The following is a 5231-nucleotide window of genomic DNA, read 5'->3' as shown; positions in this document are numbered from 1 at the left end:
CGCGCGTGGCGGCGGCGGGGTCGGCGCTCGCGGCGTACCGGCCGCCGTCGGCCTGCGCGATCATGACGGTGAGCGAGTGGGCGACGATGTCGTGCATCTCGCGCGCGATGCGCGCGCGCTCGGCGGCGGTCGCGATCTGGGCCTGCTGGTCGCGCTCGCGCTCGAGCTGGGCGGCACGGTCGACGAGCGCCTCGAGCGTCTCGCGACGCGAGCGGCGTGCGAGGCCGAACGCCCACACGGCCGCGGCGACGGACCACACGAAGATCGTCGTCGCGACCGCCGACGGCGGGTTCCACCAGGTCACGAGCGTGACCGGCAGCAGGACGCCGCCCACGAGCGCGCCGACCATCGCGACGCGGTGCGCCCAGCGGGGACCGTGCACGGTCACCGAGTAGAGCGCCGCGAGCACCGCGAAGTCGGCGGGGATCATGAGCGGCGTGACGAACAGCATCTGCAGCAGCGCGACGCTGTAGACGGTCGCGGCCGACGCCGTCGGGCGCACGCGGCGCCACGCGAGCGGGGCGATGAGCAGGAACGCGACGACCATCTCGGTCAGGCCGCGCCCGGACGTCCCGTCGACGAGGTTGACGTTCGCGGTGACGCCGACGAGCAGCACGAGCAGCGTGCCGAGCAGGTCGACGACGAACCGGTGGGAGTCCTCCCAGCGCAGCACCCGGTCCCACCAGCTCACGCGACGAGCCTAGGCGGGCCGCCGCCGTGCGTCGTGCACCCGCGGGCGGACCTCGCTCGGGTCACCGCGCGACCCCGGGAGGACCCGGCCGTCGCGGGCGTGCGCCCCGGGACGTGCGCGGCGCCGACCTCGACCGACATCGCGTGGGCACTGGCGGACCAGACCGTCCCGTGACCTAGCATGGGGCGATGACCCAGGTGCTGCTGGCGGAGGACGATCCCGCGATTGCCGAGCCTTTGGCCCGCGCCCTCGGGCGTGAAGGTTACGACGTGCGCGTGCAAGGCACGGGTCAAGGTGCGATCGACGGTGCCTCGTCGGCCGACCTCGTCGTGCTCGACCTCGGGCTGCCCGACATGGACGGGCTCGACGTCGCACGGGCGATCCGCAACCAGGGCCTCACGACCCCCGTCCTCGTGCTCACCGCGCGCGCCGACGAGGTCGACCTCGTCGTCGGGCTCGACGCGGGTGCCGACGACTACGTCACGAAGCCCTTCCGGCTCGCGGAGCTGCTCGCCCGCGTGCGGGCGCTCCTGCGTCGCAGCGTGGGCGACCCTGCGGACGAGGACGAGCTGCACGCGCAGAACGTGCGCGTCGACGTCGCGGCGCACCGCGCGTTCCAGGGCGAGCGCGAGCTGCACCTGACGGCCAAGGAGTTCGACCTGCTGCGCGTGCTCGTCGCCGCCGCGGGGACCGTCGTCGCGCGCGAGACCCTCATGCGGGAGGTGTGGGGCTCCGACCCGACGGGCTCGACCAAGACGCTCGACATGCACGTCTCGTGGCTGCGCCGCAAGCTCGGCGACGACGCGGGCGCCCCGCGCTACGTCACGACGGTGCGCGGCATGGGCTTCCGGTTCGAGACGGGCGCGGGCGAGCGGGCCTGACGCGTGCGCCGTCGCGTCCTCCAGGCGACGATCGCGGCGGTCACCGTCGCGGTCGTCCTGCTGGGCTTCCCGCTCGCGTTCCTCGGCGCGCAGCTCGTCCGTGAGAACGAGCTGCGCCGGCTCGAGGCACGGCTCGACTCGGCGGCGGAGACCGTCGACTTCCGCGCCGACTCCGGCATCGCCTACACCGACCGCATGCTCGAGCCCGCGGCGGGCCGCGTCGACGAGATCCCCGCGAACGTCGTCGTCCGCACGACCGACGGCGAGATCTACGAGGCGGGCACCCCGGTCGAGGGCCGCGCGCTCACGCTCGAGACCACGACGGACTCGCACGCCGTGGTCGTGCTGTCGGTCTCGTTCTGGGACGTCTTCTGGGTGAGCGCCCGCGTCATCGCGCTCGTCGTCGTCGCGGCGGTCGTGGCCTTCGCGGCGGGCATCGCGATGGCGATCTGGCAGGCGAACAGGCTCGCCGCACCCCTCGTCTACCTCGCGGCGTCGGCCGAGCAGCTCGGGTCGGGGCAGGTCCGGCCGCGCCTCGAACCGTCCGGGGTCGAGGAGATCGACCTCGTCGCGGCCGAGCTCGCCCGGTCCGCCGACCGGATGGCGGGGCGGCTGGCCGCCGAGCGGCAGTTCGCGTCCGACGCCTCCCACCAGCTGCGCACCCCGCTCACCGCGCTGTCGATGCGGCTCGAGGAGATCACGCTCGCGACCGACGACCCGCAGGTGCGCGAGGAGGCCCGCATCTCGCTCGAGCAGGTCGAGCGCCTCGTGCGGGTCGTCGACGACCTGCTCACGAGCTCGCGTCGCGCGCAGGGTGGCACGACCGAGGCCGTCCCGCTCGTCGACGTCGTGCACCAGCAGGAGGAGGAGTGGGCGCCGACGTTCGCCGCGGCAGGCCGGCGCCTCGTCGTGGAGGTCGACCCGCAGACCCAGGTGCTCGCGACGCCCGGCGCGCTCGCGCAGGTGCTCGCGACGCTCATCGAGAACTCCCTCAAGCACGGTGCGGGCACCACGACGGTGCGGTCGCGCACGGGCGGGCCGTCGGGGGCGGTCGTGGTCGAGGTCGCCGACGAGGGCGCGGGCGTGCCGGACGAGCTCGCGGGCCGGATCTTCGAGCGCGAGGTCACGTCGGGTGCGGGGACTGGCCTCGGTCTCGCGCTCGCGCGCGACCTCGCGAGCGCAGACGGCGGCCGCCTCGAGCTCGCGCAGCGCCGCCCGGCGGTCTTCGCGCTCTTCCTGTCCGGGGTGCCCGCGTCGATGCGCCCGGACGTGGTCCTGCCGCTCGGCGCCGTGGTGTCGGCGCGACCCGACCGCCGGCGACGCTGATCGGCCGAGCGGGCGAAATGTCGCGATTCGGGCCCTGAGTCGGGGGTCCGCGCCGACGGCTCGCGTACCCTTCCGTGGACGGGCCGGCACCGCCGCCCGTGATCCCCGCACCCGGAAGGAAGGCGAGCTCGTGCGCCGCATCACGCCAGCGACGCAGCACTACGTCTGGGGCTCGACGACGGCCATCCCCGACCTGCTGTGCAGCGTCCCGGACGGCCGCCCGGTCGCCGAGGCCTGGTTCGGTGCGCACCCGAGCGCGCCCGCCGTGGTGCACGACGACGAGCTCGACGTGCCGCTGGACCGCGTGATCGCCGACGACCCGACGGCCACGCTCGGCGAGGACGTCGCGACCCGGTTCGGCGGTGAGCTGCCCTACCTGCTCAAGGTGATCGCCGCGGACTCGCCGCTGTCGCTCCAGGTGCACCCGAGCCGCGAGCGCGCCCGCACGGGGTACGCCGCCGAGGACGCCGCGGGCGTCCCGCTGCGCGCCGACCACCGCAACTACCGGGACCGCAACCACAAGCCCGAGCTCGTGTACGCCCTCACGCGGTTCGACGCGATGGTGGGCTTCCGGGCCCCGCGCCGTGCGGCGGAGCTCCTGCACGGCCTCGACGCACCGCTGGCCGCGGACCTGCGCGGGCTGCTCATGGCCGACCCGACGTCGGCGGGCGTGCGTGCGGCCTTCGAGTGGCTGCTGTCGCCCGAGACCCGCCCCGGCCAGGGCGACGTGCAGAAGCTCGCCGACGCGTGCGCGCAGCGCCTGGCCGACGGCTCACCGTCGCCGCGGACGGACCGGACGGTCATGCGCCTCGCGGCGGCCTATCCCGGCGACGCCGGTGCGGTGACGTCGGTGCTGCTCAACCCGGTGACGCTGCAGCCCGGCGACGCGCTCTTCGTGCCGGCCGGCGCGGTGCACGCGTACCTGCACGGCGTGGGAGTCGAGATCATGGCCAACTCCGACAACGTGCTGCGGGCCGGCCTCACGGGCAAGCACATCGACCTGCCGGAGCTGTTCGCGAACCTCGACGTCGTCGCCGCCCCGCCCATCCGTATCGCCCCGGAGCGCGTGTTCACGTCGACCGAGATCTTCTACGCGCCCGTCGACGACTTCGAGCTCTCCGTCACGCGGCTGACCGACGAGGGCGCGACGCGGATCCCGGGGCGAGGTCCGCGTGTGCTCCTGTGCCTCGAGGGCGAGGTCGAGGTGCGCGCGCAGGACGGCGAGCCGATGGTGCTGACGCGGGGGCAGGCGGCGTTCGCGCCCGCGAGCGACGGCGTGCTGACGGCGTGGGGCGACGGCGTCCTCATCCAGGCCGACGTGCCCTGACGGCCCGACCGTCGCGGCTCAGGCGGCGGTGCGGTGCCCGGTGAACACCCAGCGCTTGTAGCCGACGTACCGCAGGACGGTCCCCACGCCGATGCCGACGACGGTCGCCACGTTGTCGGCCAGCGGGGTGTCGAGCTGCAGCACGTAGTGCGAGAACGCGAGCGTGAGGATCGGCACGGCCGCGCCGACCAGGTTGATCGCGCCGTACACGACGAGCTCGCGCCCGTGCCGCTCGGTGCGGTGCGACGCGAAGGTCCAGTACCGGTTGCCGAGCCAGGAGACGACCGTCGCGAGCGCCATCGAGACGATCTTCGCGGTGATCGGCTTCGCCTCGAGCAGCTCGCCGGGGCCGAACCGCAGCAGGTTGAAGACGCCGAGGTCGACGACGAACGCGACACCGCCGACGGACAGGAACCTCGCGATCTCGAGACCGCGCGCGCGCAGCGCCGCGAGGCGGAGCGCCGGCTGCGGCCGCGTGCCGGACGTGCGCGGGACGTCCGCGAGGCGGCGCTCGTCGGTGGCACTCACGGTGGTGGTCTCCTCGCCTGGGCTGCCGCGAGGATAGCGGGGCCACCTGGGAACCGGCAGGGTGAAGGCGGGAGCGGTCCGCGCTGAAGCGATTCGACGTGCGCGGTGGACGCCGCACGGGTCGCGGCGTCCGCTCGGTTAGGCTCGACGCCCGTGGCAGCTCCTGTGGTGGCGGTGGTCGGCGGCGGTCAGCTCGCACGGATGATGGCGCCCGCGGCGACGGCGCTCGGCGTCCACCTGCGGGTCCTCGTGGAGGACGCGTCGTCGTCCGCGGCGCAGGTCGTGGTCGACGCACCCGTCGGGGCGGCGTCCGACGCGGCGGCGATCGAGGGCATCGTCGACGGCGCGACCGCGCTGACGTTCGAGCACGAGCACGTGCCCAACGACCTGCTCGAGCGGCTCGCCGACGCGGGTGTCGCGGTCCGACCGGCCGCAGGGGCGCTGCGGCACGCGCAGGACAAGGCCGTCATGCGGCGCC

The 5231-nt window shown here is 74.7% G+C and carries 5 protein-coding genes and 1 pseudogene; 4 read left to right on the top strand and 2 right to left on the bottom strand.

Going from position 1 to position 5231, the window contains the following annotated elements:
- Positions 1-691: DUF7134 domain-containing protein (locus HGA02_RS09395; protein WP_343035408.1), on the bottom strand; the 691-nt coding region annotated here is incomplete at its 3' end.
- Between the two features lie 188 nt (positions 692-879).
- Between HGA02_RS09395 and HGA02_RS09390 the strand changes: the two genes are divergently transcribed.
- The 3 genes from HGA02_RS09390 (at position 880) to manA (ending at position 4225) form a co-directional block, all read left to right on the top strand.
- On the top strand, positions 880-1572 hold the full coding sequence (locus tag HGA02_RS09390; RefSeq protein ID WP_168678786.1) for a response regulator transcription factor: 693 nt from the start codon (positions 880-882) through the stop codon (positions 1570-1572).
- 3 nt (positions 1573-1575) lie between these two features.
- Complete coding sequence (locus tag HGA02_RS09385; protein ID WP_168678785.1) at positions 1576-2898, top strand: ATP-binding protein; 1323 nt, start codon at positions 1576-1578, stop codon at positions 2896-2898.
- 130 nt (positions 2899-3028) lie between these two features.
- A complete protein-coding gene (gene manA / locus HGA02_RS09380) occupies positions 3029-4225 on the top strand; it encodes a mannose-6-phosphate isomerase, class I (RefSeq protein ID WP_168678784.1) in 1197 nt (398 codons plus the stop codon).
- Positions 4226-4243: 18 nt separating this feature from the next.
- Here the strand turns inward: manA and HGA02_RS09375 are convergent, their stop codons facing one another.
- Entirely contained in the window at positions 4244-4753 is a 510-nt protein-coding gene (locus HGA02_RS09375) for a GtrA family protein (protein WP_168678783.1), read from the bottom strand.
- Positions 4754-4906: 153 nt separating this feature from the next.
- On the opposite strand from HGA02_RS09375, the pseudogene HGA02_RS09370 reads away from it, so the two are divergent.
- A pseudogene (locus HGA02_RS09370) lies at positions 4907-5231 on the top strand (5-(carboxyamino)imidazole ribonucleotide synthase); the annotation flags it as partial.

This window comes from Cellulomonas septica (assembly GCF_012396155.1).
GTDB classification, from domain to species: domain Bacteria; phylum Actinomycetota; class Actinomycetes; order Actinomycetales; family Cellulomonadaceae; genus Cellulomonas; species Cellulomonas septica.
The sequence above is the reverse complement of the archived record's forward strand: the minus strand, read 5'-3'. Positions and strand labels throughout refer to the sequence as shown.